The sequence below is a fragment of the Dermabacter hominis NBRC 106157 genome, from assembly GCF_001570785.1.
Taxonomy (GTDB): domain Bacteria; phylum Actinomycetota; class Actinomycetes; order Actinomycetales; family Dermabacteraceae; genus Dermabacter; species Dermabacter hominis.
In genome coordinates this window covers 109,648-124,534 of record NZ_BCSI01000004.1, presented here as the reverse complement: position 1 = coordinate 124,534, position 14,887 = coordinate 109,648, and the positions used below count along the sequence as shown (strand labels likewise).

General features: G+C 62.1%; 15 protein-coding genes. 5 read left to right on the top strand and 10 right to left on the bottom strand.

Annotation, left to right across the window (positions count from 1 at the left end):
* Positions 1-23: 23 nt before the first annotated feature.
* Positions 24-512 carry a SixA phosphatase family protein gene (locus DEHOM01_RS05995; RefSeq protein WP_061211945.1) on the bottom strand — a complete coding sequence of 163 codons (489 nt, stop codon included), beginning with the start codon at positions 510-512 and terminating at the stop codon, positions 24-26.
* A gap of 102 nt (positions 513-614) precedes the next feature.
* Positions 615-1,397, bottom strand: a complete 783-nt coding sequence (fabG, locus tag DEHOM01_RS05990; protein WP_245630666.1) for a 3-oxoacyl-ACP reductase FabG — start codon at positions 1,395-1,397, stop codon at positions 615-617.
* A 61-nt stretch (positions 1,398-1,458) separates the two neighbouring features.
* Here fabG and DEHOM01_RS05985 point away from each other — a divergent pair, with 61 nt between their 5' ends.
* The 5 genes from DEHOM01_RS05985 to DEHOM01_RS05965 all read left to right on the top strand — a co-directional run bounded on the left by DEHOM01_RS05985 (position 1,459) and on the right by DEHOM01_RS05965 (position 4,540).
* Entirely contained in the window at positions 1,459-1,980 is a 522-nt protein-coding gene (locus DEHOM01_RS05985) for a hypothetical protein (RefSeq protein WP_061211944.1), read from the top strand.
* On the top strand, positions 1,970-2,365 hold the full coding sequence (locus DEHOM01_RS09780; protein ID WP_082738745.1) for a DUF3099 domain-containing protein: 396 nt from the start codon (positions 1,970-1,972) through the stop codon (positions 2,363-2,365). Before DEHOM01_RS05985 ends, DEHOM01_RS09780 begins: the two co-directional genes overlap by 11 nt.
* Entirely contained in the window at positions 2,362-3,288 is a 927-nt protein-coding gene (locus DEHOM01_RS05975; RefSeq protein WP_061211942.1) for an SURF1 family cytochrome oxidase biogenesis protein, read from the top strand. Before DEHOM01_RS09780 ends, DEHOM01_RS05975 begins: the two co-directional genes overlap by 4 nt.
* Complete coding sequence (locus DEHOM01_RS05970; RefSeq protein WP_245630665.1) at positions 3,285-4,094, top strand: glycerophosphodiester phosphodiesterase family protein; 810 nt, start codon at positions 3,285-3,287, stop codon at positions 4,092-4,094. Before DEHOM01_RS05975 ends, DEHOM01_RS05970 begins: the two co-directional genes overlap by 4 nt.
* A 92-nt stretch (positions 4,095-4,186) precedes the next feature.
* On the top strand, positions 4,187-4,540 hold the full coding sequence (locus tag DEHOM01_RS05965; protein WP_016664563.1) for an RNA polymerase-binding protein RbpA: 354 nt from the start codon (positions 4,187-4,189) through the stop codon (positions 4,538-4,540).
* Positions 4,541-4,579: 39 nt separating this feature from the next.
* Here DEHOM01_RS05965 and DEHOM01_RS05960 read toward each other — a convergent pair whose 3' ends face one another.
* From DEHOM01_RS05960 to DEHOM01_RS05925, 8 genes are all read right to left on the bottom strand, one after another.
* Positions 4,580-5,194, bottom strand: a complete 615-nt coding sequence (locus tag DEHOM01_RS05960; protein WP_082738744.1) for an FxsA family protein — start codon at positions 5,192-5,194, stop codon at positions 4,580-4,582.
* Entirely contained in the window at positions 5,191-5,934 is a 744-nt protein-coding gene (locus tag DEHOM01_RS05955; protein WP_061211939.1) for a polyprenol monophosphomannose synthase, read from the bottom strand. Before DEHOM01_RS05955 ends, DEHOM01_RS05960 begins: the two co-directional genes overlap by 4 nt.
* On the bottom strand, positions 5,931-7,538 hold the full coding sequence (gene lnt, locus DEHOM01_RS05950; protein WP_061211938.1) for an apolipoprotein N-acyltransferase: 1,608 nt from the start codon (positions 7,536-7,538) through the stop codon (positions 5,931-5,933). Before lnt ends, DEHOM01_RS05955 begins: the two co-directional genes overlap by 4 nt.
* Positions 7,539-7,677: 139 nt before the next feature.
* Entirely contained in the window at positions 7,678-10,515 is a 2,838-nt protein-coding gene (locus DEHOM01_RS05945; protein WP_061211937.1) for a DEAD/DEAH box helicase, read from the bottom strand.
* Positions 10,512-11,444: a diacylglycerol/lipid kinase family protein gene (locus tag DEHOM01_RS05940; RefSeq protein ID WP_061211936.1), complete on the bottom strand. Its 933-nt coding sequence runs from the start codon at positions 11,442-11,444 to the stop codon at positions 10,512-10,514. Before DEHOM01_RS05940 ends, DEHOM01_RS05945 begins: the two co-directional genes overlap by 4 nt.
* The gene (gene tatC, locus DEHOM01_RS05935; RefSeq protein ID WP_061211935.1) at positions 11,441-12,328 is read right to left on the bottom strand and encodes a twin-arginine translocase subunit TatC; all 888 of its coding nucleotides are present in this window, start codon (positions 12,326-12,328) and stop codon (positions 11,441-11,443) included. Before tatC ends, DEHOM01_RS05940 begins: the two co-directional genes overlap by 4 nt.
* 73 nt (positions 12,329-12,401) lie before the next feature.
* Positions 12,402-12,815 (bottom strand): twin-arginine translocase TatA/TatE family subunit, encoded by a 414-nt coding sequence (tatA, locus tag DEHOM01_RS05930; RefSeq protein ID WP_061211993.1) that lies wholly within the window; start codon positions 12,813-12,815, stop codon positions 12,402-12,404.
* Between the two features lie 108 nt (positions 12,816-12,923).
* Positions 12,924-14,885 (bottom strand): WYL domain-containing transcriptional regulator, encoded by a 1,962-nt coding sequence (locus tag DEHOM01_RS05925; protein ID WP_061211934.1) that lies wholly within the window; start codon positions 14,883-14,885, stop codon positions 12,924-12,926.
* Between the last annotated feature and the right edge of the window lie 2 nt (positions 14,886-14,887).

Genomic DNA, 14,887 nt, shown 5'->3' with positions numbered 1-14,887 from the left:
CTCCCTTTTTTGCGTGAGCCGCGTTAGCCCCGCACGAGGGTGAGTAGATTGAGCTCCTCCTCTGCGACGTCTTTCCACGAATCGGCACTCGAGGTAAGGACGCTCATGGAGCCGGTCGGCACACCGATGCGCACCTGGGCGAGGGAGGCGGGGTCAGAGTCATCGTCATTGCCGAGGTAAGCAGCGAGTTGGCTCATGGTGGGCTCGTGCCCAACGACGAGGAGAACCCGGCAAGAATCGTCGACGTCCCGGATGAGTGAGAGCACATCCCGAACACCTCCGTGGTACAGCTCGTCGAGCACACTCACGCTGCATTCAGGGCTCCCGAGTGACGCGTGGACATCGCTCCACGTTTCTTGCGTACGCGCCGCAGAGGAGACGAGCACACAGCTCGGCCGTACCCCCTGCGCGCAAAGGTAGTCACCGATGAGCCTGGCCTGCGAATGCCCTCGATCAGTGAGCACGCGTTCCATATCGCTTGCGGCATCCGATTCTGCTTTTCCATGCCGCATCAAAAGAAGGATGCGACTAGGAGGTTCATCACTCACGCGATTTCACCCGTTCTGCGCCCAAGGCGCGCTCGACGTTAATTCTCGTTGTGGAAGTGCGCAGTTTTAGTGTCCCATGCCGAGGCCGCCGTCGACAGGAATGACGGCGCCCGAAATGTATGACGCATCGTCGCTCGCGAGGAACGCCGCAACTTTTGCGACCTCAGAGGGTGCTGCGAAGCGACCGACGGGAATCTGCGAGAGGTACTGCTCCTTGCGAGCCTCGTCGAGCCCGCGCGTCATTTCCGTCTCGATGTAGCCGGGGGCAATGACGTTGGTCGTGATGCCGCGCGAGCCAAGTTCGCGCGTGAGTGAGCGTGCCATACCGATGAGGCCAGCCTTCGACGAGGCGTAGTTCACCTGACCGGGCGAGCCGAGGAGGCTCACCACTGACGACAGGAGAATGATGCGGCCCTTCCTCTTGCGCATCATGGCCCTGATGGCCCGCTTTACGGTGCGGAACGTACCGTTCAGGTTTGTATTGACGACGTTGTCGAACGAGTCGTCGCTCATGCGCAGCATGAGCTGGTCGTCAGTGATACCCGCGTTGGCAATGAGGACCTCGACGCTCCCGTGTGCTTCTTCGACCTCAGCAAAGGCCGAATCGAGCGATGACGAGTCGGTGACGTCCGCTTTAACGGTGAGCGCACCCTCAGGGCCGCCCTCCCCCGACCGCGAGGTGACGGCCACCTTGTCGCCGAGGGAAAGGAAGTGTTCGGCGAGCGCGTAGCCAATGCCACGGTTGCCGCCGGTAATCAACACGCTTCGAGAGGTCACAGTTGCCCTTTCACGCTGTGGAAGAATGAGGTTCGGGCCAAGCCTATCGCTAAAGCTTGCGCGGCGGCGCATAGCCTACGATGGTAGGACGGCACGTCATAAGACACGATTGGCACGCGGGAGGAGAGCACCGGTGACGTCACGCTTTAATCCGCCTCCGTCATGGCCCGAGCCTCCCGAGGGTACCGGGGCGCTTCCGCAGTCGTGGCAACCGAACCCTCAGTGGCCGGAAGTCCCCGCGGGATGGCGTCTTGACTATGACCCTTCCACCGTCGGACCTTCCCCCGCTGTTCCCGCTCCCGTTGTGCGCAGCGAAAACGTCCACGCAAGTGAGATCGTGGCTGAGCGTATCCGGCAGTACCCCGCGACCGTTGAACTTCCTGGGCACGTGAGTGCAAGCGAAGCCAGCTCTTCGCTCATCAATGGTTTTCCCCCGGAGAAACCGCGTGCGTTTGGCCCGTACGATCCGCACGCTCGCCGCAGGCGGGTCATCGTGAACGTGTGCCTGTGCGTGGTGGGCGCACTCCTCGTGGCTGCCGCGGTCTATGGATTCTCGGAACTGTTCTCCTTTGCGATGAACGAGCTACCGAAGGGTGAAAGCGCCGCGGCGTCGTTGCTGCACTGGTCTTCGCTGTCAGGCGTTCATGCCTTCTGATCCCCTCGAGAATACCGTCCCTCCCGCGAGAGTTCACACGTCTTTTTCGGCGCCACCCGCGGCGATTCCCATTGCGCGCTCTGCCGATGTGTCGCGCCGTTCACGGACGTACATCCTTGCCATGGCGATACGCATGGTGTGCCTCGCCCTGCTGATCGTTGTGCCCGGCGTATGGAAGCTTGTCGCGCTGATCGGAGCGGTTGTCCTGCCTCTTTTCGCGGTCCTCGTTGCCAATGACCAGGCGGTTCCCACACCGCCGAATCGGGAGCAGCGCCTCGATGAACAGCCCGTCCCCTTTGTTCTTACGGCAGAGCCTTCTCAGCCGTTCATCACGGTTGACGAGGACGGCACAGTCCGCGAGACATGGGGCGGTGAGCACTTGTGAGGCGCGTCGGTCTTCGCCCAATTTTGACCTGGCGGTGGGCGCTCGCACTCCTTTTTGTCCTACTCGCAACGCTTACGTGCGTGCGGCTTGGCATCTGGCAATTGAATCGTTTTGAGGACAAGCGCGCACGGGCGGCGGTGATCGAGCAACACTACGATGCCGAGCCGATTGCGCTCACTGACGCGCCTTCCTCGGCCCGATCGAAATTAGCCGCCGCCGATGACTACACCGTCGTGCGCGCCCGCGGCCACTATTGCTCGCGTCCCGAATGTGTGCTGTACGTGAGAAACCGCGTGGAGGGTTCGAGCGTGGGGTTTTGGCAGCTCGTCCCGTTCGAGACGAACGACGGCAGTACTTTCCTGGCAGTACGCGGCTGGGTCACGGCTGGGCAGACGGACTCGGTTCCCGCGTCCCGACCGAAAGTTCCCTCCGACGAGGTCGAGCTCGTCGCGCGCTTGCGGCCGCGCGAACCCCGTCTCTCCGACAGACCAGAAGTCCCGGGGCAGCTCCACTCGGTCAATGCGACCGACGTCCTCTCTCAGGTACCGCAACTCGAGGATGTCCTCGAGGGCGCCTACGGCGAAGTCGTAAGCGAGAACGGGGTCGCTCCGCAAGGGCTTTCCGCCCTGGAAAAACCCTCGACCTCGCTTGGGCCGCATCTGTCCTACGCGTTCCAGTGGTGGATATTTTCGGCCTTTTTTGTGCTCGGTTTTGTGGTGGCGGCACGGCGTACGCTTCGCGACTACGAGGGCGAGGAGGAGTCCGACGCCGTCTCAGCCACCGCCGTCGCCAACGATGTCGCCGCGGCCCCTGCTCGCGGTTCCGTGCGGCGCTACGGCGCCACTCGCCACACCCGACACCGCTCGCGCGGCACGGATGAGGACGAGGAAGATTCACTGCTCGACGAAGGGTACGGATCGTGAGCTCGCCAGTGCGCCGATACTTTTCGGGACCGCTCCCCCGTGCGATAGCCCACCGCGGTTTCGCGCCTGCAGGTGGAGAAAACACCCTTGAGGCCTTTGCAGCCGCCCGTGCGAACGGGGCGGACGTCATGGAAACAGATGTGCGCGCGAGCAGTGACAACGTAGCGATGACCTTCCATGACCCTACGCTTGCACGAGTCGCGGACGGTGACCCACGCGCGATAGCCGAAACCCCGTGGTCGCGTTTGAGCACGGTTCGTGTGCACGGTCGTGGCACGATCGCACGCCTCGATGATGCACTCGCGTCTTTCCCCGACCTCCCCTTCAACATCGATGTGAAGGCTGCTTCTGCCATAGAGCCCACCGTCGCGGCCATCGCGCGAACCGGCGCCGGTCGGCGGGTGTGCCTGACAAGCTTTGATCCCGCGGTCGCACGCGAAGTCGTGTCACGAGCGAGCAGCGCCTGCGGGCATCAGGTCATGGCAAGCGCTTCTCGCACGACGGTCGCGGCGTTCCTTGCAGCCTCCTGGCTGGGAGCCGAGCGGCTGTGCACACGGGTGCTCGCACGTTATGCGGCCCTCCAGGTCCCCATTCGCTTTAGGGGGCTCCCGATCCTTACGCCCCGTTTTGTGGCCGCCGCACACCGGGCTGGGTGTGAGGTACACGCGTGGACAATCGATGACGAGCCGGCCATGCACGCCCTCCTCGACATGGGCGTGGATGGTATCGTGAGTAACCGTGTTGATCGGCTCGTGAAGGTTCGCGAGGCTCGTGCCACTCGCCGCACGGGGCCTGGAAGGGAATAACACCACCGGCCGAGGCGTTCATAGGTCGTGAATGCTGGCGAAGATTCGCCAAAGGCGCCCACAACGGACAATGTAGGGAAGAAGGTCGCTCGATGAACTCTCGCTCACTGCGAGGCACCCGACTCGGTTCGCTTTCGATGGAAACGGATGACGGCGTTCTCGCCGCTCCGCGTCAGGAAGCAAAGTATGACTGCCCCAACAAGCACATCATCATCCTCCCGTTTTCGGTTGAGGCCGATGTACCGCTCGTGTGGGAGTGCCGCTGCGGTGAGACCGCCGTTCTTCGCGATCACGAAAAGCCCGAAGGCAAGCCCGGTAAGCCTCAGCGCACCCACTGGGACATGCTCCTCGAGCGCCGCTCAGAAGAAGAGTTGCAGGAGCTTCTCGACAAGCGTCTGGAGCTGCTTCGCGCCGGTAAGCTTCACTCGAACCGCCACTTCCTGTAGTGGCCGTGGCGGCGGCCCTGTCCCCCGCCACCGTAGATCTTAGAGAACGTCGCCCTCGTAAGGGGGCGGCGTTTTTCCGTTTCCGCCCTCACTGCTTGAGCGATCATTCTCGGGGGCAGGCGGCAGCTGGCCGCTCGGGTGTGCGGTAGTTCCAGGGTGGGAGCCTTGGGGGTCCGACGCTTGCCCGGTCGTATCGATCACAATCTCGCTTTCAATGACCGAACCCCGATGCGAGGTGAAAAGAACTCGGCGCGAAGACTTTCCGGAGCCAAGCCCTACGGTATCGAGCGTCTTTTGCTGCACGGGCGTGAACAAAAGGATGAGTCCCGCGATGTCGGTGAGGACGCCGGGGAAAAAGAACAGCATGGCGGAGATCAGCGTGAAGGCTGGGCGAGACAGGTGCTTCTTACGTTCGCCGCGGCCGGTGGCGGCGCGCCACAGCGAGATGATTCGCGTGATCGACTGCTGGCCAGCGGACAGTATGAGAGCGAAGCCGACGATCCACCCGAGGGCAATAAGGAGCAGAGGTACCCACCAGTGAGTCGCAGAACCGATCCAGATGAGGATCGCGATCTCGACAATGCCGAGCACGATTGCGCCGGCGGGCAGCAGCCATGCCGGAAGGGAACGAGATAGGCGAGCGTCGTTCATCATGCACCCTTTTTCACGAGCGAACGGGCTTGTGAGAGACGGTGGTGAATACCCCACTGCGTCACTCGAAGCATGGCCTCTTTGATGATTGCGGAACTCATTTTGGATTCACCGTATTCGCGTTCGTCGAAGTCAATCGGAACTTCCCGGATCACAAAGCCCGCGGAACGGACCCTGCGCGTCATATCGACCTGGAAGCAGTAGCCCTGGCTTGCGATGTGCTCGCCAGCGAGAACGCGTGTGAGGACGTGAGCGCGAAAGGCTCGAAAGCCTGCCGTTGCATCTTTCACGCCTAGCCCGAGAGCGAAATTCACGTAGGTGTTTGCGCCACGCGAGAGAAGCTCGCGATTGAGGGGCCAATTGTGGACCGATCCCCCAGGGACCCAACGCGAACCGATCGCGAGGTCGGCGCCACGTTCGAGCGCCGTGAGGAGTGTTCCGAGTTGCTCGGGCCTATGGGAGGAATCGGCATCCATTTCGCACAGCACGTCATAGCCGTGCTCGAGACCCCATGCGAAACCCGCGAGGTATGCGGGCCCGAGGCCGCCCTTTTGCGTACGGTGCAGGACGTGGACCTGCTCATCGCGTTCGGCGAGGCGATCGGCCCACTGGCCAGTCCCATCCGGCGATCCATCGTCAACAACGAGTACGTGCGCCTCGGGTACTGCAGACCTGAGGCGCTCGAGCGTGGGCGGGAGCGCGTCGATCTCGTTGTAGGTGGGAATGATGACGAGCGTTGTCACGGACGGGAACGCCTTTCCTTGATGGTACGCGGCGGAGCAATCATGCTCCCTAGTAGGACAACGCCTGCACACGCCGCGATGATTCCGCGAATCGCGACACCGTGCTGCATGGCGGGGGTAAGCCCCGTGCGAACGGGAACGTCCTCCGTCATGGTGCCGGCGGTCCAGTGGCCAAGGCCCGCAAGCTTACGACCCTCGGGAGTAAAGATCGCGGATTCCCCCACGGTAGAAATATGCACGACGCTCCGTCCCGAAATGACGGCGAACACCTTCGCTTGTGCGAGCTGCTGAACGGACTCGTGAGAATCGAGGAAGAGCGCATTGTTGGATTGGACGACGAGCAGTTCAGCTCCCGCGTTCACGGTATCGGCGACACTTTGCTCGTAGGCGATCTCAAAGCAAATGAGCACGCCAATTTTCGCACCCGAGAGGTCGATTATTCCGGGCTTATCCCCCGGTGTCATATCGCGTTCGACGAGCGAAACCTTGTCGGTAATTTTGGCGAAAAACTCTCGTAGAGGGATGTACTCGCCAAAAGGCACCGGGTGGCGTTTGGTGTATTCCTGGCCCGTGAGACCGTTGTCGTCAACCAAAACTGAAGTGTTGAAGCGCGCTTTTTTACCGTTGGGCCGCTGAGTGCCCACGAGAATCGGCGCACCGGCTTCGCCAGCAAGGTCCTTGAGTTTTGCCATGCGTTCCGGATGAGCGGTCACGTCCCATCCGGTTGAATCCTCTGGCCAGACGATGAGGCGCGCACTCCCATCCGCGTCAAGGAACTCGCGCGTGCGCTCGACGTGATTGTCGAACATGGTGTCGGGAATGTAGTACGAACCGGCCTTGGGGCGCTCGATATTTCCTTGAATACCGGCAATACGAATCGAGTGATGGCCCGAATCAACGGAATTAGCTGGTCGAGGCGTCACAAGGGAGCACAGAACAATAATGATCGCCACGGATGCGGGCCACACGGCGTGCATGCCGTTTCGCCCCCTCGCCCGCCGGAAAGTCAGCGCACACAGAGCGCTAAACACGAGTGCGCCCAGCAACCCAGAAACAGCGCCAAGCCCGGTAATACCGAGCCACGGGCCGAAGTTCAAGAGAGGGGAGTTTGAGAAGGCAAACGCGCTCATTCCCCACGAAAGGCCGCCCCACGGAACACTTGCACGCACGAATTCCATGATCGCCCACAGGCACGCGATCCCTACGCTGCTCGAGAAGCGAATGCCGCGGCGGACGAGTATGAGCCGAGTGAGAGAACTAAATACGGCGATGTAGAGAGCCTCAAAGGCGGCGAGGGCGAGCCACGGCCCGAGTCCCGCATAAATATTGGCCCAGGAAAAAAGCGGGATGAATGCGCTCACGCCGAAGGCGAGGCCCGCAACCACAGCCGTGATCCAGCGGCGCGTGAACGATGCAAAAATAAGCCCGCCAAGAGCAACGGGAAGCAGCCCCCAGAGCCCGTAGGGGTCAAAAGACAGGTGGAATAGAAACCCGCCGGCGATGGCACTGAGGAGCGCGATAATCGGCGGTGTAAATTTTTCTCCCTCGAAATGAGGGACGAGGACCTCACGAATATCGTCGGCCGCCGAGGGTTTATCCTTCACAACGGTCTCCTTGCACCGGCAAAGCGAAGAGTCGGCGGCGTGGAGTGGACGCGGAAATCACCGCCACACGCGTTTGTTGAACCGACATTACTCGCCTTCACCGATCACTCGACCCACACTGTTTCTCCAAACAGCACTTTTACATATCCTGGGCCACGATCCCGCGCAAAAGCTGAAGGCGAGCCTTCCGCGCTGTCGCCGCAACGCCCGCGTGGGACTGCCCGGGGACATGAGCAAGATGATCGAGAAGATCAATGACCTGACGCACGTGACGAACGAAATCACCAGGGGCGACGGCCGCGTTTCCGATCGACTGCGCGAACCCCTCCCCCTTTGCCCAGCGGTACACCGCCGAGCACAGACCGGGATGGGGGGCGGGAGTTTGATCGAGTCCCGCCCGCCTTTCCTGCACATTAATGTCGTCGGCCAGAACGGACAGCGCGTACAGGGCGCGGGAGACGGAACGGTCGTCGTGGTCTTCGCTCCCCCCCTCTTCGCGGCGCGGTTCGTAACTGAGCGCGCTCGCGACGGCCGCAAGTGCTGCCGGCGAGAGCCCGTCGAGCACTCCCTGGTCGAGGGCCTCGCACACGATGAGGTCACGCTCCGAATAGATGCGTTTGAGCAACTCGCCTTTTGCGGTGACGGTGACGTGCCGGCTGGCGTCGGATTCTCCCACGTACCCGAGTGCCTCAAGAACCGCGCGCACCCGATCGAACTGCCGCACGAGCTGTGACGTGCGCTGCGCAATTGTTCGTTCCGCCCGCGCTGCCTCGCGAGCGGCTTTCCGGTACCTCGAGATCCACCGCATGTGCTGCTCGCGATCGTCGCAGTGGTGGCACGGATGCTCTCGCAGGTCCTCGCGGAGTTGCACGAGGAGAGAATCATGGTTCGGGTTCGCACTCTTCTCACTGGAGCGGGCCCTCACCGCCGCGCGGGGAGAGTCCTCACCTCGGAGCTTTTCCCGCAGAGCGGATGCCGTGTCCTTTCGCACTCTCGCACTGCGTACCCGGTCGAGCGCGGGCACCCGCATGGTCGTGAGCACCATTGGACTCGCGGTGAAATCTTCGGTGTAGAGATCTCGAAGCTGGCCCTCACGCGTGATGACCCACACGCGTGGCCCGCGAACCGTCTTGTCATGGTCAATGACAACCGCGAAACCTGAGCGGCGTCCCCCGGGGATGGCGATGACCTCCCCCCGTCGGAGCTTCCCGACGATTGAGCGAGTACGCTCGCGCTGTTTATCGGCACGCGTTCGGCTCAGCTCTTTTTCTCGTGCCGAGATCATTTCGAGGATGTCCGCGTACTGCGCGATATCGCCCTTCGAGCAGTGCATCGCCTCACGGTATTGCTCGGCCACCTCTTGCTTCTCGCGCGCCTTGCGCGCCTGCGCCACGACGCTTCGGTCCGTATGAAACTGCGCGAAGCTGCTTTCAAGGGTCTCGTACGCTTCGTCAAGACTGAACCGGTCAAGGAGGTTCACGGCCATGTTGTACGTGGGCCTAAAGGCAGAGTGCAGTTTGTACGTTCGAGTCGAGGCGAGGCCGGCGACGTCTTGTGCCGCGATCGAGGAGCCAACAACGACGACAGCGTGCCCTTCGACGTCAATGCCGCGGCGCCCCGCGCGTCCCGTGAGCTGCGTGTACTCCCCCGGCGTGATCTTCGCGTGCTCAGTCCCGTTAAACTTCGTCAGCTTGTCCAGGACGACGGTGCGCGCCGGCATGTTGATGCCGAGGGCGAGGGTCTCCGTTGCGCACACGACCTTGATGAGTCCACGAGCAAAAAGATCCTCGATCACGGCCTTGACAGCGGGAAGCTGACCCGCGTGATGGGCCGCGAGTCCGTTCATCGCCGCCCGCTCAATCCTGCCGATCCCGAGCGCATCGTAATCGTCAGCACGCAAATCCCCGAGCGCGGCGCGAAAGGCCTCTTTAATCTGCGAGCGCTCAGCGTCATCCGTGAGCCGCACGTTCGCTCGCATGAGCTGTGCCACCGCCTGATCGCAGCCGCTCCGAGAAAAAATAAAGAAAATCGCGGGGAGCATGCCGCGCTCCTCGAGGAGATAGATGACGTCGGCTCGGCTCATCGCCCGAGGCCGCATCCTCTGCTCGTGGCGATGCGAACGATGCGGACCACGCTGATCGTTGCGCCGATCCCGATAGCCCCGGCGGCCCGACCTGCCGCTCTTCCGCCCCCGCCCGTGACGTTTGCCTCCGTAGCGCTGACCGTCTGGCACGTCGCCCCATGTCCCCTTGCCGATTTCGGCGAGCATGGGATTGACCTCGCGATAGCGCCGATGGGCAAACGGCCCGTGGGAGGGCGTTGCCCGCCCGTCTTCGTCGAGAAACACGTCGATGAGCTCGTGGTCGCTGAGCACGTGCTGCCACAGCGGGATCGGGCGGCGCTCGGAAACGATCACTTCCGTACTCCCCCGCACCTCCTCTATCCACGCACCAAACTCTTCGACGTTCGAAACGGTCGCGCTCAGCGCAACGAGCTGCACGCTTCGCGGCAAGTGAATAATGATCTCTTCCCACACGGGCCCTCGCATTCGATCCGCGAGGTAGTGGACCTCATCCATCACGACATAGCCGAGCGAATGAAGAGTCGGCGAATCGGCGTACATCATGTTGCGAAGGATCTCGGTCGTCATCACGACGACCTGGGCTTCCGAATTGACGTTTACGTCGCCCGTCACAAGCCCGACCGATTCGTGCCCAAGCCACTCCACAAGCTCTTGGTACTTCTGATTGCTCAGGGCCTTGATCGGAGTCGTATAGAAGACCTTGACGCCGTGCGCCATGGCCCGGTGAACGGCATACTCGCCGACGATGGTTTTGCCAGCGCCCGTGGGAGCGGCAACGAGAACGGAGCTTCCTCGGTCCAGCGCGTCCATGGCGCTCAGCTGGAACGGATCGAGGTCAAACGCAAAGCGCTCGGTAAAGTGCCCGCGAAGGCCGGTATCTGGAGCGTCGTTCATGCTGCCTCCTGAATCTGGTCGTCGTGAAGCTGCGGGGCGAGGATGCTCACCACCCCGGGCAAAACTCGAGCGCGAAGTGGGAGAAAGGCGCGTGTTTCCCCATCGCTGCACACCTCAATAGGATCGTCTGAGCCAATCGCGAGCGAAGTGCAAGCAGTAACCGTGTAGTTAGGCAGGGACACGTGCGTTCCCGAGAACACGCGAGGGAAAAAGCGCACGAGCCCGGTTCTGCTCAGGCCCGAAACAGTGACGAATTCGAGCACCCCGTCGTCGACCTTTGAGACGGGGCAGTACTTCATCCCACCACCGAAGTAGCCAGCATTGCTGAGCGTCACGAGTGAAGCGTCGATGTGCTGACGTTCGCCGCCGTCGAGTTCGACCCAGTATCGGTGCGGCCTGTACGAAAGGAGCTCTCGTGCGACGGCCCCTGAATAGCCGTAGCGGGATCGATTCGCGCGCGCATTGACAATCGCGTCGAAGCCCATGTTGAGATTGCCGAGGGCGATGACGCTGCTGCCCTCCGGCCCGCCTTCAAAGTGTGCCTCGATCGCGTCAATTCGTTGCTCGTCCCGTGCGAGCGCGGAGACGATCACGCGCACGGCGGCGTCGGAATCATCAAGGGGCAGCCCGATCGCGCGTGCAAAGTCATTCCCAGAGCCTGCCGGCACGATGCCGAGGCGAATACTCGTGTCGCACACGAGAGAGGCCCCGAGAGCCACGGTGCCGTCACCCCCAACGACTACGAGAGCGTCAAGGGTGTCGATGACGGCTTCGGCACGCCGCTTCGCCGTGAGGGCATCGGGGGCAGAAAGGTCGATTACCGACACACCCGCGGCGCCGAGCAGAGCGCAGACGTCGTGGCCGATATTCCCTGAGCGGCGCTTGGCTGCGTAGGGGTTCGCAATAACACCTACTCGGAGGCGGCTCATGATTCTGAGGAACCGCCGGTGTCCTTGCGGGAATCGGCGTAGGCGTCATCGAGCGACTTGGGAAGCGCAATTTGGGACGGCACGTATTCGCCGGATTCCGTAAAGGCTGCCTGCTTCTTGAGGCGCTTCTCGCGCCGCGTCTCAAGGATGTAGGCGACGAGCACGGCACCAAAGAAGAGAATGAGGAAGGGAGAGGTCACGAGAAGAAGCGTGATTGGCTCAGGCGTCGGCACCATCGCGGCGGTAAAAATGAAGCTGAGGAGGATAGCCCAGCGCCAGGCCTTGAGGATTGTGCGCCACGGAAGAATCCCCACGATATTGAGCGCGACGAGGAATACCGGGTAGATGAAGGCGACGCCGAAAACCATGCAGGTCTTGACGACAAGCTCGATGTAGTCGCGAAACTCGACGAGCTGAAGAACTTCCTTGTTGGGACCGAAAGTCATGAGGATCGGGATCGCTCTTGTGATCGCGAAGTACCCGAAAATGGCGCCGGCGAGAAAGAGCGGCCCCGAAGAGAACAGGAAGGAAAGAGCCCACCGCTTCTCGTTCTTTTTGAGCCCAAGTGAGATGAATGCCCACGCCTCGTACACGATCACCGGGATGCTCAGTGCCACGCCAATGTAGGCGGCGAGCCTCAAGTGCGTTTCGAACGTGCCGGCGACACCACCAATATTGATCGCAACGTTGTATCCGAGCCCCTTGAGCTCGCGGAACGGTACGGCGAGTGCTTCGTAAAGCGGGTAGTAAAGGAACCAACCGGCAATCGAGAAGAGGACCACGAATAACGCGACGATGAAGATGCGGTCACGAAGTTCGGCGAGATGTTCGCCAAGACTCATGCGCCCTTCTGGATCGCGGGGGCGTTTCTTCTTCTTTGCCACGTGTGTCGTCCTACCCTCAGTTTCTGCCCGGCCCTCGCCAGTGGAGGACCGGGCACGCTAGATGCGTTTCGTCTCAGTCCCGGCGGTAGAGGTCGTCAGAGCGGCCGTCGCCGAGGAAGTCCTCGCGATCGCGAGCCTCGCGCACGGGTTCTTCGCGTCGGAAGTCGTCGCGGTCGTCCCGACGGTAGTCACGGTCGTCACGTCGGTAGTCGCGGTCGTCACGTCGGTAGTCGCGGTCGCGATCATCGCGGGCGTCGTAGGAACGGTCGTCGCGACGCGCACCTTCGCGATCGCGCTTGACATTGATGGACGCCTCGGCGTGGTCGTCGTCATCCTCTTTGCGCATTTCGGAAACTTCGTTCTTGAAAATGCGCATGGACTCACCAAGATTGCGTGCGAGGCCCGGGAGCTTGTTCGCGCCGAAGAGCAGAACAACCAGCAGCAAGAGGATCGCGATGGTCCAAGGTTTGAAAAAGTTGCTAGGCATCGTCAAATCACCATCCATAGCGTGTGATGTAAGTGCCGAGAACCCGGCACGCTGATAATTTTCGCATAGACACCACCGGTCGGTCCGGATCGTCTCGGCCGCTCCAGCCTACTCCCCTAGATGCGCGACCTTGGTCTCAGCCACGCCCCTGATTGCGGATCGAATGTGATCCGGGTCAAGAACTTCTGCTTCGCCGTGGGTTTCGAAGATCGCGGCAAGGAGTGCATGGCTCGACGAAGGCGTGATGCGCGCGATCACTCTAGTGGAATTGGGCTCGGCGCGAAGCTCGCTCGCGTTGAAGGCATCGAGAATCCATCTCGCTTTAGGGCCGATGGCGAGAGTGACAGTCGGCCAGTTTTCGAGCGCGACATCAAGCGGCGTCGTGAAATCACCGGTTGCGGGAGCGGCGGGATCGGTGCATTCCCACGAGTCAACGATGCGGTCGGAGCGAAACTCCCTTTCGGCCCCCGCGAGCCGGCAATACGCGCGTACATACAGAGCGCCGTACTTTGATGTGACCTCGCGTGGCTCGATGTCACGAACGCTGATGCCGTGCCGAGCGGCAGGCGAATACATGATGCGCACGGGGCGTTTCGTAGCGTGCGCATCGAGGATGCGTGTGAGGGTGGGATTCTCGTGGTCACGAGAAGCCTCCGACGGTTGCCCGCCTTGAGCGGCACCCTCGGGCACCATCGCGGCAAGCTTGGTCCTAAGAGCCTCGATCGCGGACCCCGAAAACCCGGTGCGCGAGTCGGCGACGGCCTCGAGGCCCATGAGGAGTGCGCTGATTTCACTAGCGGTGAAGGTCATGGGACGCGCGAGCGGGTCGGCTCCAGCGATGGAGACGTATCCGTCAGCGCGCGAGACTTCGACGAGTTCGTCGTACCCGCGCGAGTAGTCCCCCGCGTTGTAAATGATGTCGAGGTCGGCATTGAGCTCGTCTACCGTGAGCCCAAAATCGCGGGCCATGTCGGCTACGGCAACGTCTCCGAACGAATGAAGGTAGGCGATCTCGGCACTCAGGCGTGTCAGTTCGCCATCGCCCGTGCCCACGTCGCGTGCGCGCTTTTGTTTGACGGTGTCAAACGTGGATGCGCGCTCCCACGTCAGTGAGGCGGACCCAGTGTGGAGGGCGGCGATTCTTGCTCTCGTCAGCGCCCATGTCGTAGCGAGAGGGTGGTCTCCTTCCAGTGCCACCCATAGCGGCTCGGCCCATGCTGCGCTAAGAATCCCGTCGGCCTTGCACTGTGGGACCTCGGCAACCAGACTCTCGGCGTCCATGCCGAGTTGAGAGCGCAAGCCGAGCGCTTTGTAGGGCGCGATGCGCACGCGCAATCGTTCGGCGCTCTCGTTCGACTGTCCGGCGAGCGTCCCATCGTTCGAAAGGAGCGATCGGATCGGCGGATGCGGCTCACGCGCGTGCCGCGCGGCCGGTCCTTCGACAGGGATCGATTCGATGCGGCTGACGCGAAAGAGTCGAGGAGCATCCCGGTCGAGGTCGTAGCCGTAGAGATATTCACGTCCATGAACCACGTCGAAGGCCCACGGCTCCACGCGCCGTTTATGGATAGCCGCCGCCGCAGAGGAGCGATAGGCGAAGGTGACGGATTTGCCGGACTCAAGGGCCTCGAGGAGAGGGGTGCTTGCGGGCGAGGAGCCGAGCGCTCCGCGCGCAATACCCGAGACTGGCGGAACTCCCAACGAGGCGAGCTTTGCGCGGATGCGGGCTCCGAGGCTTCCCGCGGACTGAGTGCTCCACATCGCTGCCGCGGCCCCGAGCATGAGGCGCTCGTGTGCGTCAAACGTGCCGGTCGACGACGCAGCATCGCGAACGGAGGCCGTGTACCTGAGCGTAGAGGGATTGACGAGGTCGGGGGTGGAATCAACATCGATTCCGAGCTTGGCTAGTCGAGCGAGATCACGGGTGAATTGACGGCGGACACTCGTGGGATTCATGCGCTCGTACCCCGGCACAAGCTCCGTCACTTCCTCCCGCGTGAGGCCGCGTGTGCTCGACGTGAGGGTCAGTGCGAGACTCAGGAGTCGCTCGACATTCTGCGTAGGTGGCACAT